Below are 17,181 nucleotides of genomic sequence, written 5' to 3' on the forward strand. Positions count from 1 at the left end.
AGGAGGATTCTCCATGGATATGTCTCAGATACTCCGAGAGGTCGGACGTGGGAAACGAGGCTCGCGTGATCTGAATTATACAGAGGCACTGACGGTTGCAGAGAAAATCCTGAAACAGGAGGTTTCCCCTGCCCAGACGGCTGCGTTTCTAATGGCTGAACGTATGAAAATGGAAAACGTCGAGGAACTGGAAGCTTTTGTTCATGCTTGTCGTAACAGTGCGGAACGTTTCTCCATATTTCAGGATGGATTGGACTGCGCGGGTCCTTATGATGGACGGACAAAGTCGTTCATGGCCACGTTTCCGGTTGCATTTGTACTCGCGGCAGCCGGGTTGCCGGTGACTTTACATGGGAGTGACCCTTTACCACCCAAATGGGGAGTTACGCTGTCGGTTCTGTTAAAGGAAGCAGGAATTGATACACGTAAAATGGATCGGGAAGATGCCCGGAGCGCTGCATTGCGTTCGGGTGTCATGTACGTGTCCTCCGAGGATTGGTGCGCACCTCTTCGTAAGCTTCGTCCGTTACGGGAAGAGTTGGGTTTTCGAACGGTGTTTAACACAGCAGAGAAACTGATTGATTATAACCATTCACCGTATTTGGTGTTTGGTGTATTTCATAATACCTTTCTGGATCGGATTGCGAAGTTGCTCACCCGGTTTAACTATCGTCGTGCTTATGTTGTACAGGGGATGGAAGGTTCTGAGGATCTGTATATTGATCGGCCAACCCGCGTATACGCCGTGGAAGACGGCGATATGAAGCTGGAATTGGTTGATCCTGCAGCCTATGAACTGGATATGCCCGTGCCGGAACTGGTCTGGACGGCTGCGAAGCAGCTTGAAGTGGCGGAAAGTGTGTTAAGCGGTGATGGTCATATTGCTTTTGTGAATCAGGTCTTGTTAAATGGAGGTTTCCGCTTGTACGCGGCGGGGCGTGTCAATTCCATCGAAGAGGGCATATACACTTGTCAGGGATTACTGGAGAGTGGTGCAGCGTATCGCATCTATCAGCAGTGGTGTGTCTCCATGGGTGGTGAACTGCCGGATAGCAGAGCGGTGTCCATCTATCCGGCATCGTCCAGATAATGTAATGCTGGTGTTCAATCTTGTTATGGTTTAGCGTGTTTTTATTCCCAAGGATAAGTAACGGTCAGGAAGTCAGCGAATTTCTTGCTCTCTTCCCGCCGTTGTTTCCGCATGGCCGCCCGATCCGGAGCGGTCTCGTATAGTTTCTTCTCTTCTTCCGTCTCCGGAATTATGCGAGGTACGATCAGTTTGCGATTATTTTCGTCCAGGGCCACAAAGGTCAGAAATGCAGTCGCTGCAATTTTCTTCTCTCCGGTCTTCAGATCCTCTCGAATCACTTTCACAAAAATCTCCATGGAACTTCGTCCTGTCCAGGACGCGAACGATTCAAGCGTAACCGAATCCGTTGGATTAATCGGGTACAGGAAATCGACAGAGTCGGTTGAAGCCGTTACGGTATTGACCCGGCATAGCTTCGAAGCGGCGATGGATGCAATATCATCGATGTAGGACATCAGCTTGCCGCCGAATAGCGTATTATGATTGTTGACATCGGTTGGGAACACCCGTGCCGTCTTGAAACAACGTGTTTCGCGTACATATTTTTTCTCCACCTGATCCATCTCCGTTGGTTTCGGTATCTCTCTCATGTTTTTTCCTCCTGACAGTATGGCTGCTGTGACATGTCATTTCAGGTGTTGAAGGGTCTACTTCGGATCTATATAAGTTCAACTAAAGATTATTTACACTGGCCACTCCGATGATAGAATAACTCTCCGATCGCTGTTATCCCCAGATTTTTATGATTCCTTTTTATAAAGAAAAAATCCGGGGATAGCGTCTGCTTCCGATGTAGCTTTCTTTCAGAAAGCTTTGAGGCGACCACTCCGTTTCTTCAAGTTATTTCTATCCTCTACGTTCTGTGTAAATGTTTAGTTTGACTTATATAGCATCCCTTAGTATAAGTGTTGGTCGGATTCGTAGTTCATTGAAGTTGGACTGCAAAAAAACCGCCAGGCGCGGACCGGCGCGCTGGCGGTTTACTGCTGTATATTAAGCCTTGGGTTTGAAAATGCCGGACGGTTTGCCGATCGGCAAGAACGCATAACCGAAGTGAGCGTTCAGTACCGAAGCACCTGTACCATACAGGGACACAATTCCGATAGCCATTTCAGCGTATGCTGCAATGGTGTGGAAAATGTGAGGAGCTACGCCGAAAGCGTCAAAGGTCAAGCCAAGGAACAGGAAGTCAATCAGAATGAAGATGATAAGCAATACTTTATTCGCTTCAATAGCACCGATCGTCATGAACAGGGTGAATACGAGGTATCCGGCAAAAGCAAATCCGAGCTGCTTGCCATCGGCCTGTTCAGCGAGCGTGGAGCCAAATACGCCCATTTTGATCATCCAGTTGGCAGCCATGGCAAACCAGAAGAATGCGTACGCGCCAAAAGCTGTTGTGCCAAAGGTATTGTTGCGTTTGGAATCTTGAATACATGCGAATAGCTGGGCAAAAGCACCCAGGAAGATCGCCCAAGGAATAGCGTAGCTAAGTCCATCTGTAATGCCAAGCTTTTGGGAAGAAGCGACCAGGGTTACGATAGCCAACCCAAATAATCCCATTGCGCTGGGATCGGCGTTAACAATTTTGACTTTTGTCTGTGAATCGGTCTGCATGGTGATGATAAGCCTCCAATAATATCAAATCAGGATCAATGGCCGTCGTTGGCCGTCCTCTAAATTACATCATTTGTATCCGCCGGGTCCGGACACACACATCGCCCTATTGTACCTGAATGACCCCATTATGGAAAGGGATTTTATTACCTTTTGAACCAATGGACTTTTTGTTTTTTCAATATACACATTTACGACACAATCCGTTCTGGCGGTGAATGATGAGGCCAGACGCTAGAATAAAGCCCTCGACAATACCACTAAAATTGCGCCATATCAGCCATTTTCGGATAAGCTCTTGTGTGATAAAATAATCTTTATCAAAAAATGGAGAAGAATACAAAACATCCTTGTCTCCTATGCCATATGTTAATCCACCTATAGATTGACAGGAAAAACTAAAATGGTTCACAGAATAAGGAGGTATCAGGGGTCATGGTTATGAGTTTGGATTTGAAAAATAAAATAGAGAAGGCCAGACATAACCTTCATATGCTGGTAGAGCATAACAAGGGTGGTCTTGGGCATCCCGATGTGATTCGGCAGTCTATGGCATTGGACGAATTGATTAATGAGTATAACCGAATTAGCCGAAACCATTCACGGGCCTGAACCCAAAGCGATTTTACTTTTATACACGGAACAAATTACATAGATTGTAACGCTTGATCGTACAGACGGGCATGAATATAGCCGGTATGGACAGCCTCAGTGGAAGAGGCGGTATCCTACCGGCGTAATATTCATGCCCGTTTGTTTTTGCATCGTATCCATCATGCATCTGTTTAATGCAGCAGTCGTTTGGCTTCCAAATATAGGACCTGCACAAACTTTTTTGTATTAATGCGTGTCTGGGACAAAGAAGGCTCCACATTGTTTTGCAGCTCCAGCATTTTCTTGCGAATTTCGGTAAAATCGAAAAATTTGGATGCATAGTTCTCGAACTTGGGATGTGTATAATCTGTTAATCCCAGAGAAACCACATGGCTCAGAGTCTGGAAGATGGCCCTGCGAACACGTTGTTCCGATGCCTTGATCTCCTTGTTCACCTCTGCGAGAGAGGCGTCTTCTCCCAGTTTACGTATCGCTACATTCTGGAAGATGTCTTTGAGGGATGGGAACGTATAGGGGGACAGCTTATGTTCATCTGTCTCTACCTGCTCCAGATATTCCAGCATGTCCAGTAGATCCCTGCTGCCCGCTTCGCCGATCATGCCCATCTCGGACAGCAGGAAATGTCCTGCTGTCGTAATTGTTTTGTCCGGAACCGGAGCCGCAGCACGTTCGGTAGAATTCAAACCGGACAATCCCTGCAATGTCCGTTGGATATCTGCGATGGATTGTTGCATCCGAAGCCTTTCGCTCACCAGCCGCAGAACAGATAGAATCTCCAATCGGTTAATCGGCTTCGTAATATAATACTCAATGCCTAGTGAATAGGCTTCTCCGATCATATTTTTCGACTCGATCTGGGAGATCATGACGATCTTGCCCTCGAACCTTCCTTCAAGCGCTCGCACAGTCTGAATCCCGTCTCGTTGGGGCATCAGCAGATCAATCAGCAGTACATCCACCTTATGCAGTTCCAACAGTTCCGCGTGAATATGTGCTCCGTCCTCAGCTTCCCCGGCAATATCGCCCAGGCCTTCATCCTCAATAATATCCATCAACATGGAACGAACGCCAGGATCATCATCCACGATAAAATAACGCATGTCAGTCATTCCCTTTCTCTGCGAATGGTGTGATTGATAAATCTATGGTAAAGGCGGTTAACGCCGCGATGAACTCTCGTTCCAGTGTAATCGTTCCTTTCCTTCTTGCATAGAACCTGACATGTCAGGTTAAATGACAATGATAGGGCGATCAAAGCCCGTTTTTAAAATAAATGTAGGAATTGCATGTAGGTATTTGTCGATTTCCGTAGATGCCCTTGTAGTATAAGTAACATCCCGAAGTCTGGGGCTAGTGTTGTGCAGAATGGTACAAACTTTTCGCGTAACCATCTCTGTGCTTGAAATACACCATAAAAAGGGGCATACCGATGGAGCAAACAATACAAGATATTGTCGTCATTTTCAATGATTTTCTATGGTCCAAAGTGTTAATTATATTATTGGTAGTATGTGGTATATACTTCACCGCCAAGACCCGATTCATGCAATTCCGCATGATTGGAGATATGGTAAAGGTGCTTCGAGAGCCAAAAAGCAAGGAACCAGGCAAAATTTCACCTTTTCAGGCGTTCTGTATTAGTATGGCGGCCCGTGTAGGTACAGGGAATATTACTGGTATTGCACTGGCTATCGCACTGGGTGGACCTGGGGCTATATTCTGGATGTGGATCATTGCAATTATCGGTTCAGCCTCCAGTTTTGTGGAGAGTACGTTGGCTCAGATCTATAAAGTGAAGGATAAGGGCGGATTCCGCGGCGGTCCTGCATATTATATGGAACGTGGGTTGGGCAAACGCTGGATGGGGATTTTATTTGCCATTCTCATTACGCTTTCATTTGGTTTGGTCTTTAATGCGGTGCAGTCTAACACGATTACTGTTGCATTTGAGAACTCATTTGGCACGGATCGGTTAACGGTGGGTATCATTATGGCTGTGATATTTGCAGGAATTATCATGGGCGGTGTCAAACGGATTGCAAAAGCATCGGAATACATCGTTGTTGTACTGGCTGTATTGTACATTGGGGTAGCGGCTTTTGTGGTGCTGGCGAATATTACCCAGCTTCCGGCCATGATTGCGTTGATCGTCAAAAATGCCTTCGGCATCGAACAGGTTGCCGGCGGAACGTTGGGCGCTGCACTGATGAACGGTGTGAAACGCGGATTGTTCTCCAATGAGGCGGGAATGGGTAGCGCCCCGAATGCTGCTGCAACGGCGGATACAACACATCCGGTGAAACAGGGGCTTATTCAGGCGTTTGGCGTGCTGACAGATACGTTAGTGATATGTACAAGCACAGCCATGATTATTTTGTTATCCGGAGTATACAAAGGTTCCGATCTGGGTGGCATTGAATTAACTCAGGCTGCATTAAGTGTGCATATTGGTTCATGGGCATCGGGATTCCTGGCGGTTATGGTGTTCCTGTTTGCCTTCAGTACACTAATCGGAAATTATTACTATGGAGAAACCAACATTGAGTTTATCAAATCCAACAAAGTTTGGCTGTGGGTATACCGCATTTGCGTTATCGCGATGGTGGTGTTTGGTGCGGTAGCCAAAGTGCAGCTGGTATGGGATTTGGCAGACTTGTTCATGGGGCTCATGGTTGTTGTGAATTTGATTGCTATTCTGACGCTGTCCAAGGTGACTTTTGAAGCGTTGAAGGACTACAAGAAACAGAAAGCTGAAGGACGTGACCCGATCTTTACGCGGGACCGCATTCATATTCCGGGTGAAGTGGAATGCTGGCAGTCGGAAGAAGAAGTTATTGGAGATAAATCAATACATGTAGCCAATTAAGATTTTATCTGAACGTAGTTGGTTATATACAAATGGACACAACAAACAACAGGACTTGGATTATCCATCATGGGCAACCCGAGTCCTGTTTGTTGCATATAAAATGTATCTTTGTACTAGCCAAAGTTCATCAAAAGATATATTTTGATTACTTTTTAACCGAATAACTGATCAGTTGTTCGGATAGAGTTTTCATTCGTTCCCCTGTTTCATTAAGTTGCTCAATCACATCCGTAAAGGATGCTACAAGCGTTGCTTGTTCCTGTGAAGAGGCTGCAATCTGGGAGACTTCAACTTCCATCTGTTTGATGACCTGTTGCACATCTCTCAGACTGGTATCGATATCACTTGTAGCTTGTTTGGCATCCACAGAGAGTTTGCGTACTTCGGAAGCAACCACACCGAAGCCGGCACCGGCTTCACCAACGCGAGCGGCTTCAATAGCGGCATTCAGGCCAAGCAAGTTGGTTTGTTCAGAGATTTCACGAATGAACCCGGCTACTTTGTTGATTTGGGAAGAGTTCTGAACAGCAAGTCTTGTGTTCTGCAAGATCTGCTCACTGGTTGCTTGCAATTCTTCCGCATGAGCAGCGACATGCTGCACCATATCAACGAGGTTACCATTGATGGTTTGATTTTCTTGTATAATGTCTTCAAGTTGATTCTGGTTAGATTGGTCGTAAGATACACAGAAAACAGCAACAACTTTCTGGTGATCATCAAAGATCGGAATGTTCAGAATATCCAGTTCGATACCATAAACGTCCTTGGAGAGAGTAGCGAGGGTAGCTTCTCTTCCGTTTTTTAAGATGGCAAAGTTTTGATACGATTCCAAGAGAGGCATTCCTTTTTCAAAACCAAGGTCAAACTTGTCGGTGGTAATAACCTCCAATACCTTTTCGTGATCATATACAGTTAAACTAGCTGGTTCTCTAAGGATCAGGCTGATATAAGGCATTACTTTAAGCAGGGCATCTACAACGTTCATGGAAGAGGACCATCCTTTCAATATTTGAATGTATTATTTTTAACGATCTATGGAATCTCTATCTTTCATCGGATAGAAATGGATTTTCGTGAACGGCATTTTGCATGAAAGAATGAACATTTTATGATTAAATTTTAAAATATTTCCCAGTTGAAATGATTTACTGGATATAAGTGTTAGTTGTAACTATTTTTATATCAAGATATTTGTACGAATGTATATCAATTATGGGACATATGTCCTTTTACATACGTTATATACGACAACGGAGGGGAAGTCGGAATGAAAGAAATCATGGACTTTGGACTTGTGCGGCAACTTGCCCGTGAGAATGGGTTGGATCAGGTGCTGGACGAGCCTGCACTCGCTGAGTTGCGACTACTTGAGGCTGCGAAGGGCGAGATGATATGTGCCAAAGGTGAACGACCCGAGCGATTGTATTTTCTCGTGCAGGGCAAGCTCAAGATCTATACCACCCTGCCTAACGGCAAGTCTCTGTTGCTTCGTTTCAGTACACCACTTGCGCTTGTGGGAGATTTGGAACTGGTGAATGGCAAGGAGGCTATGAATACGGTAGAGTCTGTGAGCAAAAGCCTGTTGCTGGGTATCAGCTACCGCGCTCTCCAGAATACCTATGCAGAGAACCCTAAGTTTCTCCACTTTATGTTGAGTCAAGTTACGCACAAATTGTATACCTTTTCCAACCTGTCGAGTCTGAATATGTTATATCCGGTCGAGAGCCGATTTGCCAGCTATCTGTTGTCCACAATGGGCCAGGACGAGTCTTCTTCGGAAGAGATCCAGACCTCCAAGCTCACCGAACTGGCCGATATGCTGGGCACCAGCTATAGACATCTTAATAGAGTTGTTCAAGATCTGTGTAATCGAGATATTATTCGCAAAGTGCAGCGGAAGCTAGTGATCTGTGATCTGGAACAGTTGCGTGTCATCGCAGGAGGCAATATATATGAGTGATGGTATTTTAAAATAAAGACCAAGCCTGCATATCTATGCGACATGACGCGACACAATAAAATACAATACGGCACAACAAAGAGCACCCTCCCGAATATACCAAGGGGTACTCTTCTTGCACTGCACTTCAAGTGGATTAGATATCTCCGTGTTGTTCGAACAATTGAGCGATTTCTACAATAACACGGGTGGCCTTCACCATATTGTCTACCGATACATATTCGAATTTGCCGTGGTAGTTCTCACCACCAGTGAAGATATTTGGTGTTGGCATGCCCATATAGGATAGCTGAGAACCATCTGTTCCTCCACGGATGGGGCGAATAACAGGTTCGATGTCCAGTCGGGTCATGGCTTCATGGGCAATGTCGACGATCTGGCGTACGGGTTCAATTTTCTCGCGCATGTTATAGTACTGGTCATTCAATTCAACCTTGATGCTTTTCTCTCCATGCTTGGTCTTCAGTTCGTTTGCGATATGGAGCAGATTTGTTTTGCGCTCTTCAAACTTCTCCCGGTTGAAATCACGGATGATGTAGCTCATTTTCGTCAGCTCAACGTCACCCTCCAGAGACAACAGATGATAGAACCCATCATAACCGTCCGTGAATTCAGGAGCTTCCTCTACAGGCAGGCGTCGATTCAATTCCATCGCAATTTTCAGAGAGTTCACCATCTTATCCTTCGCTGTTCCGGGATGCACATTGGTGCCTCGTACGGTAATTTTGGCAGCTGCTGCGTTAAAGCTCTCGTATTCCAGCTCGCCAAGCGGTCCGCCATCGACCGTGTAAGCATATTTGGCTCCAAAAGCAGCTACATCGAACTTGTGTGGTCCACGGCCGATCTCTTCATCCGGGGTAAAAGCAACCCGAATCTTACCGTGTTTCACTTCCGGGTGTTCAATCAGATAGGCCATCGCGGTCATAATCTCGGCAATACCTGCCTTATTATCTGCACCAAGCAACGTTGTACCGTCGGTTGTGATCAGGGTGTGGCCTTTGTACTCGTGCAGTTCCGGGAAATCCTTGTTGGACAGTACTACATCCAGCTCCGAGTTCAGCACAATGTCAGCACCATCATAGTTATCGATAACCTGTGGTTTGACATTTTTGCCAGTAAAGTCGGTCGCTGTGTCAAGGTGAGCCAGGAAACCAATTACAGGAACATCCTTGTCGGTATTGGATGGCAGTGTAGCCATGACATAACCATTCTCATCCATCGTCACATCTTGCAGACCAATGGAGGTACATTCTTCAACGAGCAGTTTGCCCAAGGCCAGTTGGCCGGGTGTGGAAGGGCATGTCTCGCTATTTTCATCGGATTGGGTATCCATCTGAACATAAGTACTCAGTCTTTGAATTAATATATCTTTCATATATAACCTCTCCCTAGCTTGGATTTAATTCTTTTCGGGTATAGTATTTCCTATGGTTCTCTACGGTTATCATATCATGTTTTGCAGTCATTTCCAGAATGGGGCAGATCCGAAATATGTGAGGATGACTAGGTATCAAAAAGGGTACCAAGGCACAAAAATGTACGTACTTGTGTTTCTATACGTCAGGTTCATAATAAATGATGAAGAAAGGATGTGTTCAAGACATGCCATTTATCACGGTTAAGGTACTGGAAGGCAAGACGACTGAGCAGAAACGTCAGTTGATTGAACGTATGACTCAGGTGGCTTGTGAGACATTGGATGTTGATCCGAGCAAAGTCTTTATCTTCATTGAGGATTTGGAGAAGGACAATTACGGCAAGAACGGAAAACTGTTTTCGGACTTAGACAAATAAGTAAGGCTTCATATATATCATGATCATGGAACAGGAGATGTAACATCAATGACTGAACAATTATTTTCCCCTTATCAATTCAAGAGCCTGCAATTAAATAACCGTGTCGTCATGGCACCAATGTGCCAATATTCTGTCACTGCGAAGGACGGCATTCCGAACGATTGGCATCAGGTTCACTATGTGAGCCGTGCGGTTGGAGGAACAGGACTGATTGTAATCGAGATGACCGATGTAGATCCGGATGGACGTATTACGGATAATGACTTGGGTATATGGTCAGATGAGCATGTGCCTGCCTTCACCAAACTTGTAGATGGAATTCATGCCTACGGCTCCAAAGTAGCTATTCAGATCGCACATGCGGGACGAAAAGCAGAGGATGCTCCGCAGCCTGTTGCCCCATCGGTAGTTACATTCCCGGGAGAAAAGTACAAGGAGCCTCGTGCATTAAGCACGGAAGAGGTAGAAGCCATGGTGCAGAAATTCGCAGACGGTGTTCGCCGCGCAGTACAGGCTGGAGTAGATACCATTGAGCTGCATGGCGCACATGGATACCTGATCCACCAGTTCCATTCCCCGCTGATGAACCATCGTGAGGATGTATATGGGCAGGATCTGTCCCGTTTTGGCGTTGAAGTCATTCGTGCAGTGAAAAAAGAAATGCCAACAGATATGCCGCTGATTTTGCGGATTTCGGCCGTAGAATATGCAGATGGTGGATACGACATCGACCACACCATCAATATCGCTCGTGCCTACCAAGACGCAGGCGTGGACATGTTCCATATCAGTTCAGGTGGCGAAGGACCTTCGGGACAGCGGAAACCGGGTAACTATCCGGGGTATCAGGTACCATTTGCCCGTCGTTTCCGTGAAGAACTGAGCGTTCCTGTAATCGCAGTGGGTATGCTGGAGGATGCAGCATTGGCTCAGGCGGTTATTGGCAACGGCGATGCGGATCTGGTCGCGGTTGGTAGAGGCATGCTGCGTGACCCGTACTGGGCGAACCATGCGGCTCTGGAACTGGGTGTCAGCAAGGATCAAGCCGCCATTGCGGAGCAATATTCTCGTGGATATTAATTTGCTCTAAATTTATATAGTAAAAAAGGCCACAGCATGGGTTAAACAACCTCATGCTGTGGCCTGATTTTGGATGGCTACGCTCTTCGAGTCGCTTCATAGACGAATTTTTGATTCGACTGTGTAGGTGGCTGATCCGGGTTAAAGTCTGCATATACCTTGATGTGGGAGAACCCAATGTTTTCGAGAATTAGGCGTAACTCTTCTATGCCGTACCAGCGCAAGGTAAGCTGTTGCAGCTCCGTAGCAACAAGAGAACCCTGATGCCATTGTTCGTAGCGGATCAGACTCACTTTGTACTGTTGAAGAAGGTTCACTTCAATGGTTTTCACTTCTACTGTGATTGTATCACCATCGGGTAATGAAACAGTTGATGTTTCTACAGAAGAGGGTTGTGTCACATCGGGCAGAAACAGATCAAACACGAGCCTACCGCCAGGTTCTAAATGCTGAAATAGACTACGCAATGCGTTAATCGACGCCTGTCTGTCTTGGATGAGGAGCAGAGAACCTCCGGGAATGATAATTGCCTCGTATCGATATGGAAGGTCAAGCTTCTCCAGATCGGAAACGAACAGTTCAGGCATGGGTAATGCCCGCTCCGTACAACGAGAACGGCAAGAGTCAATCATATCCATTGAATAATCAATTCCATCCACCTTCAAGCCTGCTTCAAGCAAAGGAATGAGCACTCGGCCTGATCCCGACATGGCTTCAAGGATACGTCCTTTGCAGCGCTGAAGATAATGGCGATAGAATTCAATGTCTCCTCCCAAGGAGTGTCCCACAGGTTTCGTGAGATCATAAACGGCAGTGCATAATGGACCATAATAACTGAATGACATAGTATAGGTGTCCCCCACATGTAAATGTATTAAAATGAAAACGTGGAAGGGGAATGAGCAGGATTATCCCTTCCGGCAACGGTTGGAATTGGATTTTTCAGAGCAGACTATCATAGGAATCACGCACCTTTTATGGAATATATTCCAATTATAGGGTGGGGATAAAGCGGAGGTCAACTTCTATTCGGGTAGTCATACGAAATGAAATGTATAAGGAGGTGATTCGAATGGATTCATCATCAAGTTCATCAAGTGCACTGCCAGATATCCGGCAGGAACTGGTACTCCATGCACCTGTAGAGAAAGTGTGGGAGATGGTCTCGACCGAGCAGGGGCTGAAAACCTGGTTCATGCCAGGCAATCTGGAACCCGTGGAAGGTCACGAGTTTGTATTGGAAGCAGGACCTTTCGGTCAATCCCCATGTCAGGTAACGGAAGTTCTGCCGCTGCACAAGCTGTCATTCCGCTGGGGTAAAGACTGGACGTTGACGTTCCAACTGAATGAACAACCGGAAGGTACGGATTTCACACTGATTCACAGCGGCTGGGATGCAGACAAACTAACTGAGTTTGGACAGGCACACGCCATCGTACGCGAACGTATGGAGCAGGGATGGGCCGGAATCGTTCAGAAGCTTGCCCAAGTTGTTAAATAAATCTTCATTCAATCAACTCCAGGCCATTTCGCCCGTTCATTCCGGTGAAATTCGGCCTGGGGTTTCTTGGTGTACCAAGAGCTGGCGAAAACAGATAGAAATCCTTCAAATTATAACGAATTTGACCGATTATGATACGGAAACTATTTCCGTGAGCACCAGAAACGTGTAACATGAATTATAGTGATAAATCGACAAAATTAGACGTCTCTCGCCATTGTGGATGGAAGGAATACATAGATGAGAAAACACTGGATTATGCTGACCATAAGCTTCATATGTATTGTCATTGTTCCATTGGGTTGGATCGCCCAGACGTTAATTAGCGAGCGGATTAACCCTCAGGCTACAGATGGAAAAATTGACCTGACCCAATGGGACTTTGATCGCAAGGGTGCAGCGTCTCTAAAGGGTGTCTGGGATTTCTACCCTGGGCAGTTGCTGAGCCCGGCAGATATTGAAGCAAGTGTATCCGGTCGCAAGCCATTACCGGCTTCGTCTGGCACTCAGGTTCCTGCCCGATGGAACAAATCTTTGGGTCAGGCGCATGGGTATGGAACCTATCATTTGCAAGTCCAGCTTACCCCCCGGACGATGAAAAATGATTATGGTATACGCACACAGAATATACGCATGGCCCACCGGGTATTTATCGATGGTAAAGAGATTGGCGGCAAAGGCCTGCCAGGAAAGACCAAGGCAACAGATGTACAATTAAATCTGCCCTTTACAGGATTCACATCCATTGAGGGCAATACGGCTGACATTATCATTCAAGTATCAAATTATAGTTATTCTTCCGGGGGCATTGTAGCGCCCATTTTGTTTGGAGACGAGCATAGTATTCTGAAAAGTCAGCAACAAGATTGGCTCAAGGATCTGATGGCCTTATTCGGTTTTATCTTGCCAGCCGCCTTTTTTCTACTTCTGTTCAGATTACGACGTACGGAGAAGGAACTTCGTTTTCTCGGACTATTCAGCCTTTCTGGTGCGGTATACGCTCTTACACATGGGGAGAAGTTACTGGGTACGTTTGTACCATTCCTGACCAATAATGAGATACTTCGGATTCAGCTCCTTAGTTCAGCCTTTGCCTATTACTTTTTGCTTCGATATATGGATGCCCGTGTGCCAGGAGCAGTTCATCAGTGGTTTGTTCGTCTGGCTGTCGTGCTAATCATTACTCAGACCATTGTGGGTATTACGCTCCCTCCGACACTTTTCTCGTCTCTTGAGCTTCCCATGTTGCTGATCTCGCTTGTTGTCATGTTCTATACGCTGCGAGCCATGTTCTATTGGTTGAAAGGACGACCGAATGATAGCCACTTTGCACTCGTGAGTATGATGAGCATACTCATGGTTGTTGTGTTATATACGCTTGGTGCGTTCACTACCCTAGATACAGCGTTCTTTGCACTGATTGAACTTTTATTATTTGTATTTGCCCAGATGATTGTGACCGCAATCCGCTTTGCACAATCATTCCGAGACGTGGAAGCCCTGTCGGAGCGTTTGCTTGCCATCGACAGCCTGAAGGACGAGTTCATGGCGAATACGTCTCATGAGTTACGAACGCCCCTGCATGGCATCATTAATATTGCGCAATCCATGCTAGAAGGGGCGGCCGGAGCAGTCACGCCCAAGCAAGCCAAAAATCTGTCCATGATTACTTCAACCGGCAAGCGCCTTTCACTGCTGGTTAACGATATTTTGGATTTTGCCAAATTAAAAAATAGTGAGATCGAGTTAAAACGGGTAGCTGTTGATCTGGAATCCGTTGCTCGTACTGTGGTTGAAGTCTCGGGTTTCACGTTTGAGGACAAGCCGGTTATATTGATTCAACAATGGCCCCAGTCCTTGCCACTTGTTGAGGCAGACGAAGATCGCCTAAGACAAGTTCTATATAACTTGCTGGGTAACGCCTATAAGTATACGGAGCAGGGTGAGATTCGATTGTACGCCAGCGTTGAAGGGGATTGGGTGAAGGTATCGGTCGCTGATACAGGGGTAGGCATTGCCTTGGACAAACAGGAGGATATTTTCCAGGCGTATGAGCAGAGTAACGGCACGATTGAGCGATTGAATCATGGAACCGGACTGGGTCTGAGTATTACGCGAAAACTCGTTGAACTTGGCGGTGGTGAGATCTGGGTTGAATCGAAGCCGGGGCAAGGTTCGACCTTTCATTTCACCCTGCCTGTTATGAAGATGCCATTGCTGCAAACTCATTCGAAACCAGCTGCCGCCCGATATGTTGCTGCACAGGGGTCAGGGGCGAAGGAGCTTGTGACAAGAGAGTCAGATGAGCAGGATGATCTTACGGAAGCGGAGCATACGATTCTGATTGTAGACGATGACCCCGTGAATCGACAGGTATTGCTTAACCTATTGTCGACGGAGCGGTATCGTGTGATTGCAGCGGACAGCGGGTCCACTGCGTTGAAACTCCGTGAGGAGTTCCCGTCCATTGATCTTGTTATTACGGACTGGATGATGCCTAAGATGTCCGGGCTTGAGTTATGTCGCAAACTGCGCGAGCACAGTTCCTTGTCTGAGTTACCGATTCTGATGCTGACCGCCCGCGGGTTACCTGAGGATATCAAACACGGATTCCAGGCGGGAGCCAATGACTTCCTGAGCAAACCGGTGGATGCCGGTGAATTGCGTGCCCGGGTTCGGACGTTAATTGAGATGCGGAGTTCTGTGCAGGAGGCTATTCGGACCGAAATGGCCTTTTTGCAGGCCCAGATCAAGCCACACTTTCTATATAATGCACTCAATGTTATTATCGCAACCTGTGCAGTGAATCCGGACAAAGCAACCGATCTGCTGATTGAATTGAGTCATTACCTGCGCGGAAGTTTTGACTTTCAGAACAGGGAGCAGCTTGTTCCTTTGACCAAAGAGCTGGAATTGGTGGAGTCTTATGTGCATCTGGAACAGGCGAGATTTGAGGAAAGACTGGTTGTTGAGTATGAGGTGGAATCGGACGTGCATCTATATCTGCCACCTCTCAGTATTCAGCCACTTGTGGAGAATGCCATTCGCCACGGCGTGATGGAGCGGGCAGCCGGCGGGACAGTTCATCTTAGGATTTTCCAAGAGAGCGAGCATGTAGTCGTACAGGTTCAAGACGATGGTGTAGGTATCCCTCCTGAGCGTATGGCTCAGGTCAAGTCTGGGCGCACCGAAGGTCCGGGAGGTGTTGGGCTGCAAAATATAAACCGTCGCCTAATGTCTCTCTATGGTCAGGGACTGGAGATTCATAGCCATGTGGGCAAAGGCACGCAGATCCGATTCCGTATCCCTGTTCAAAAGGTAGATTATTCCAATTAGTGTGCCGAGTGAAGCAATTATGGTTAACAGACTAGGGGGTGTCTGAAAACTCCGAAACGCTCTAATAAGCGGATGCCGATAAAATCGGTATTCCTATTGAATCTCTCATGGCAGGAGGCTGAAAGAACGGTGAGAGCCATTGTGATCGATGATGAGAAGCCAGCGCAGCTTCATCTGGAGCGACTACTACGAACGGACGGACGAATTACACCCGTGCAATGTTTTTCAACAGCTCGTGATGGTCTTCATTTTCTGGCAAAGGAACGTGTAGATGTTGTATTTTTGGACATTGGAATGCCGGAGATGAATGGCCTGGAAGCGGCTGAATATATACAGCAATTGGATCAGAGTATTCGTATTATCTTTGTTACGGCTTATGCGGATCATGCAGTGGAAGCATTTGAGCTGCATGCACTGGATTATGTACTGAAACCGGTAAGCTCCGCCCGATTGGCCAAAACCATTGATCGAATTGCGGGCATAATGTCGCATAAATCCCAAGTTGCAGCCACCGCCGAGGTACAGGCATCGGAATCTGTATCTGTGGAGTTGGATATTGAAGTTCCGGGGCTGCTGACGTTCAAACATCTGGATATCTATAGAAGCCTTGACCAGGGTGCCGAGAAACATAAGTGGCGCACAACCAAAGCGCAGGAACTATTTGCTTTTTTGTTTCATCACAGGGAAGAATGGGTAAGCAAGGAGATTCTGCTGGATAAACTATGGGGTGATGTTTCCCAGGAAAAGGGATTAACCCATCTACATACTTCCGTGTACCAGATTCGAAAGCTGTTTAAGGAATGGAACATGACAGGCAAGCTGGAGTACAATATGAACCGTTATCGTCTGTTATCAGGCAATCTGGTAAGTGATGTGGATCAATTTGAAAAATCCATGGTTTACCACGTCATCACATCAGACAATGTCGATGACTTGAGGCATATGATACCGCTTTATCGTGGCGATTATCTGGAAGAGCATGATTATCGTTGGGCACAGGCCAAAGCAAGGGAACTCAGACGCAAGTATACAGGGCTGGTTATGGATATCGCGAGATGGGACATGGAGCATGGTCGTGGCAAGGAAGTGATTGAGCAATTAACGATATTGCAGGAACGGGAGCCTTATTCGGAAGAAATCTGCCGACTCATGATGGAAGTGTATGCATCCATGGATGATCAGCAAGGCATATTTCGTTTATATCATTCATTTAAATTGACATTGAATGAGGATCTGGGACATCAGCCGGAACCGGACACAAGCAGGTTATATCAGAACCTGACGGACCAATAAACGCATGTAACGTAAGTTCAGAC

Annotated in this window: 15 protein-coding genes; 9 read left to right on the forward strand and 6 right to left on the reverse strand. The window is 46.5% G+C overall.

The genetic code is table 11. The features are described 5' to 3' along the window. Nucleotides 1-13: 13 nt before the first annotated feature. Nucleotides 14-1,090 (forward strand): anthranilate phosphoribosyltransferase, encoded by a 1,077-nt coding sequence (locus ACDJ59_RS27265; protein ID WP_413406828.1) that lies wholly within the window; start codon nt 14-16, stop codon nt 1,088-1,090. Nucleotides 1,091-1,131: 41 nt separating this feature from the next. On the opposite strand, the gene ACDJ59_RS27270 is transcribed toward ACDJ59_RS27265, so the two are convergent. Then, nucleotides 1,132-1,644, reverse strand: coding sequence for an acyl-CoA thioesterase (locus ACDJ59_RS27270; RefSeq protein ID WP_026081401.1), 513 nt, complete (start codon nt 1,642-1,644; stop codon nt 1,132-1,134). Nucleotides 1,645-2,083: 439 nt separating this feature from the next. Further along, nucleotides 2,084-2,707, reverse strand: a complete 624-nt coding sequence (locus ACDJ59_RS27275; RefSeq protein WP_091012490.1) for an acetate uptake transporter — start codon at nt 2,705-2,707, stop codon at nt 2,084-2,086. Nucleotides 2,708-3,142: 435 nt separating this feature from the next. Here ACDJ59_RS27275 and ACDJ59_RS27280 point away from each other — a divergent pair, with 435 nt between their 5' ends. Beyond that, nucleotides 3,143-3,319 (forward strand): aspartyl-phosphate phosphatase Spo0E family protein, encoded by a 177-nt coding sequence (locus ACDJ59_RS27280; RefSeq protein WP_017691636.1) that lies wholly within the window; start codon nt 3,143-3,145, stop codon nt 3,317-3,319. 173 nt (nt 3,320-3,492) lie between these two features. Here the strand turns inward: ACDJ59_RS27280 and ACDJ59_RS27285 are convergent, their stop codons facing one another. Further along, entirely contained in the window at nt 3,493-4,422 is a 930-nt protein-coding gene (locus ACDJ59_RS27285; protein WP_100528198.1) for a response regulator, read from the reverse strand. 329 nt (nt 4,423-4,751) lie between these two features. On the opposite strand from ACDJ59_RS27285, the gene ACDJ59_RS27290 reads away from it, so the two are divergent. Next, nucleotides 4,752-6,188 carry an alanine/glycine:cation symporter family protein gene (locus ACDJ59_RS27290; protein ID WP_413406829.1) on the forward strand — a complete coding sequence of 479 codons (1,437 nt, stop codon included), beginning with the start codon at nt 4,752-4,754 and terminating at the stop codon, nt 6,186-6,188. 148 nt (nt 6,189-6,336) lie between these two features. Here the strand turns inward: ACDJ59_RS27290 and ACDJ59_RS27295 are convergent, their stop codons facing one another. Next, the gene (locus tag ACDJ59_RS27295) at nt 6,337-7,176 is read right to left on the reverse strand and encodes a methyl-accepting chemotaxis protein (protein WP_413406830.1); all 840 of its coding nucleotides are present in this window, start codon (nt 7,174-7,176) and stop codon (nt 6,337-6,339) included. A 282-nt stretch (nt 7,177-7,458) separates the two neighbouring features. Here ACDJ59_RS27295 and ACDJ59_RS27300 point away from each other — a divergent pair, with 282 nt between their 5' ends. Then, entirely contained in the window at nt 7,459-8,151 is a 693-nt protein-coding gene (locus ACDJ59_RS27300) for a Crp/Fnr family transcriptional regulator (protein WP_076213954.1), read from the forward strand. 136 nt (nt 8,152-8,287) lie between these two features. On the opposite strand, the gene pepT is transcribed toward ACDJ59_RS27300, so the two are convergent. Continuing rightward, nucleotides 8,288-9,526 (reverse strand): peptidase T, encoded by a 1,239-nt coding sequence (gene pepT, locus ACDJ59_RS27305; RefSeq protein ID WP_413406831.1) that lies wholly within the window; start codon nt 9,524-9,526, stop codon nt 8,288-8,290. 227 nt (nt 9,527-9,753) lie between these two features. Here pepT and ACDJ59_RS27310 point away from each other — a divergent pair, with 227 nt between their 5' ends. Both ACDJ59_RS27310 and ACDJ59_RS27315 read left to right on the forward strand, forming a co-directional pair. Then, a complete protein-coding gene (locus ACDJ59_RS27310) occupies nt 9,754-9,945 on the forward strand; it encodes a tautomerase family protein (protein ID WP_413406832.1) in 192 nt (63 codons plus the stop codon). Nucleotides 9,946-9,993: 48 nt separating this feature from the next. Then, a complete protein-coding gene (locus ACDJ59_RS27315) occupies nt 9,994-11,028 on the forward strand; it encodes an NADH:flavin oxidoreductase/NADH oxidase (RefSeq protein WP_341009513.1) in 1,035 nt (344 codons plus the stop codon). A gap of 77 nt (nt 11,029-11,105) precedes the next feature. On the opposite strand, the gene ACDJ59_RS27320 is transcribed toward ACDJ59_RS27315, so the two are convergent. Then, nucleotides 11,106-11,873: a class I SAM-dependent methyltransferase gene (locus ACDJ59_RS27320; protein WP_413406833.1), complete on the reverse strand. Its 768-nt coding sequence runs from the start codon at nt 11,871-11,873 to the stop codon at nt 11,106-11,108. A 227-nt stretch (nt 11,874-12,100) separates the two neighbouring features. Here ACDJ59_RS27320 and ACDJ59_RS27325 point away from each other — a divergent pair, with 227 nt between their 5' ends. From ACDJ59_RS27325 to ACDJ59_RS27335, 3 genes are all read left to right on the forward strand, one after another. After that, nucleotides 12,101-12,529 (forward strand): SRPBCC family protein, encoded by a 429-nt coding sequence (locus ACDJ59_RS27325; RefSeq protein ID WP_413406834.1) that lies wholly within the window; start codon nt 12,101-12,103, stop codon nt 12,527-12,529. A 240-nt stretch (nt 12,530-12,769) separates the two neighbouring features. After that, a complete protein-coding gene (locus tag ACDJ59_RS27330; RefSeq protein ID WP_413406835.1) occupies nt 12,770-15,865 on the forward strand; it encodes an ATP-binding protein in 3,096 nt (1,031 codons plus the stop codon). Between the two features lie 129 nt (nt 15,866-15,994). Next, on the forward strand, nt 15,995-17,158 hold the full coding sequence (locus tag ACDJ59_RS27335) for a response regulator (protein WP_413406836.1): 1,164 nt from the start codon (nt 15,995-15,997) through the stop codon (nt 17,156-17,158). The last annotated feature ends 23 nt before the right edge of the window (nt 17,159-17,181 follow it).

The sequence above is a fragment of the Paenibacillus amylolyticus genome (genome assembly GCF_047302515.1).
In the GTDB taxonomy this organism is placed as follows: Bacteria; Bacillota; Bacilli; order Paenibacillales; family Paenibacillaceae; genus Paenibacillus; species Paenibacillus amylolyticus_G.